Source organism: Trinickia sp., from assembly GCF_051954495.1.
Classification (GTDB): Bacteria; Pseudomonadota; Gammaproteobacteria; order Burkholderiales; family Burkholderiaceae; genus Trinickia.
This window is the reverse complement of record NZ_JBQCHR010000002.1, coordinates 1-2,689: the sequence shown is the minus strand read 5'-3', so window position 1 is coordinate 2,689 and position 2,689 is coordinate 1. Positions and strand designations below refer to the sequence as shown.

Annotated in this window: 2 protein-coding genes; one reads left to right on the top strand and one right to left on the bottom strand. The window is 60.4% G+C overall.

Annotated features, from left to right (window positions below):
* Positions 1-234: 234 nt before the first annotated feature.
* Positions 235-1,146, top strand: a complete 912-nt coding sequence (locus ACTHNR_RS00045) for a LysR family transcriptional regulator (RefSeq protein WP_440545330.1) — start codon at positions 235-237, stop codon at positions 1,144-1,146.
* Between the two features lie 54 nt (positions 1,147-1,200).
* Here the strand turns inward: ACTHNR_RS00045 and ACTHNR_RS00040 are convergent, their stop codons facing one another.
* Entirely contained in the window at positions 1,201-2,364 is a 1,164-nt protein-coding gene (locus tag ACTHNR_RS00040) for an alpha/beta fold hydrolase (RefSeq protein ID WP_440545329.1), read from the bottom strand.
* Between the last annotated feature and the right edge of the window lie 325 nt (positions 2,365-2,689).

Here is a 2,689-nt window from a genome sequence, read left to right as displayed (position 1 = left end):
GCGTGGCCCGCTGCGCACGTCTTGCGGCCATCGTCTGCAGGACGTGCGGCGCAACATCCAACTGCCTGCGCGACTTCATCTGGCGCATTGCAGCCTGCGGATTTGCTTTCTTCCTCCTCGAGAAAGCCTGCGGCAGTTCATTGGATATTTGAATCATAGCGTGCGTCTTCTGTTTCATAATTGCCGGTTCGATGGCAACAGTCGATAATGACGTTATCGAATCCGGAGAGCGCAATGGACCGGCTGACAAGCCTTGGCGTTTTTGTCGCCGCCGTGGAGGAAGGCAGCTTCGCCGCGGCCGCGCGGCGTTTCGGGTTATCGCCGGCGATGGCTGGCAAGCACGTCAGCGACATCGAAGCACGGCTGAACGCGCGGTTGCTGCAGCGAACCACTCGGCGCCTGAGCCTGACCGATGCGGGCCAAACCTATTACGAACGCAGCAAGCAGATTCTCGAAGCGTTCGACGAAGCCAATCGGGAGGCCAGCGAGTCGCAAGGCTCGGCGCGTGGCGTGCTACGCGTCGCCGCGCCCGTGACTTTCGGCGCCATGCATTTGGGTCAAGTCATTGCACGCTACATCGACGACCATCCGATGGTGAATGTGCAAGTGGTCCTCGGCGATCGGTATGTCGATCTGCTGGACGAAGGCATAGACGTCGCCATTCGAGTCGGTCGTTTGATGGACCCGGCGCAAGTCACCCGCCGAATTGCCCCATGCCGGATGGTCGTGTGCGCTTCGCCCGGATACATCGAGCGATATGGAAAGCCCCGTAAGCCGGGCGATCTGCTTCACGCGCCGAGACTTGCCTTCAGCGACGCCGTATCCGCAGGCGACTGGACGTTGTTCGATGCGAAGAATCGAGCGCATGTCATCGACGGACCCGTGCGAATCTCGGCCAACAATACGCAGATGCTGTTGTCCGCCGCTCTGGCCGGCGCCGGGATTGCGTATGGGCCAACGTTCGTCTTCGGGGAACACCTACGGCGCGGCGAACTTGTGGCGCTGCTGCCGCACTACCGCACCACCGAATTAGTCGTCCAGGCGGTTTATCCGAGCGCGCGGCGGATACCGTTCAAGGTGCGCCGATTCGTGGATTATCTCGTCGACGCGTTTGGCGATGAGCCCGCTTGGGATGCCGGCAACTAGGGGCTCATGATGTGCGTCCTGTCGGTTGTTCATGGCGTCGTTCCCCACTACCGTTCAGATCAACCCAAGCGGATTAGAGATCAGCAGCCTCCACCCACCATCGCGGCCCCTTTCCATAACCTGCGTTGCGGTGCCGCGTTCCTCGTGCTCCTGGCCGTCCGGTAGCGTCACGTTCAGGGTCCAGTCGAGCAGGACGAGCGCTATATCGCTGCTCGTCAACACTCGACGCACCTCGTTGTGGAGGCGCGGGCGCAGGGTCAGCAACCGAGCCAGGCCGTTGCGCAATTCGGTGGGGTTTTCCTGCACCACCTTGCCGTCCGTCATCCGCATGGTGGCTTTATTGCTAAACAAACCGAGCAGGGAATCAAGATCGCCGGCGTTGAGCGCCGCATCGAAAGCGATGGGGACCTGCTCGGGCGTGCTGCATACGGCGGACTTGTTTTCGATCGCAGCGACGAACCGTGCAATCACGCGCGCCACCTCGATCGGCGCCTCTAGCGGCGACAAGTGCCCAATTCCAGGCAGGATATGCATCGCCGCGTGCGGAATACGAGGCATCAATTCCGCCTGCAGCGTTGCGACGCGATCGACCTGGTCAAGCTCGCCCGAGACGATGATGGTCGGCGCATCGATCGATGTTACCGCCGCACTAATATCTTCTCGCATGGCCACGTTGGGCCAGGCCGCCCTGGCCTGCGGTGCGCCCTTCAGGCTGTCCTCGATGACCTGCTCCCGAAGCGCAGCGCCAAGCGATTTTGCGGTGAGGACGTGATCGATGACAAATTCAACCGATTCACGCGACTGATACGCGCCGGCCAACGTGGCGCGTTGCTCGTCCGAGAGGTTCATCGGGGACGGAGGCGACGGCGCGACGAGCACAAGGCCTTCGAGCCCGCGTGGCCGCCGCGATGCGATGAGTTGAGCGACCTTGCCGCCCATCGAATGACCGACCAGAACATAGCGTTGCAGACCCAGCGCCTCGATGACGCCTTCGGCATCAGCGGCCAGATCCGCGATGCGGTAGCCGTCGGCGGGCGCCTCGGAATCGCCCCAGCCGCGGTGATCGGCGGCAACGATTCGATATCGGTCGGACAATTCGTTTGCCACCCCATCCCATGTCCGCGACGAGCCCCCGTAGTAGTGCAGGAACACCAGCGCCAATTCGCCGCTGCCTCGCTGCGTAACGTGAATCCGCGTACCGTTTGAGTCGATGTCCATTTCCTTCCCATCCCCCGGTTAGTGAGTGTCCGAATGTTAGATTCACATCGCCAATTTGATAATTACCGGATTGATGTATTCAGTCGATAATGAGGCTATCGAATCGCATCGCGGAATGGGGGGCTGACGGACCGCCCAAGTTAGGGGCTTCGACCGACGACCCCCGGCCCGATTATGAACAAACTTGCAACGATGAGTTAAGCAAATAGGTATTAACCCTAGAGCCTCCGATCGCTACACTGCAGTCATCGGTTCAGCACAAAGCAAACCGAGACACACAGAAAGTTAAATAACTCTTGGAGGTAATAGTCATGAAATCGCTCAT

Excerpts from the sequence above, each read along its gene's own strand:
- ACTHNR_RS00040 (WP_440545329.1), bottom strand. The coding sequence starts at position 2,364 with ATGGACATCGACTCAAACGGTACGCGGATTCACGTTACGCAGCGAGGC.
- ACTHNR_RS00045 (WP_440545330.1), top strand. The coding sequence starts at position 235 with ATGGACCGGCTGACAAGCCTTGGCGTTTTTGTCGCCGCCGTGGAGGAA.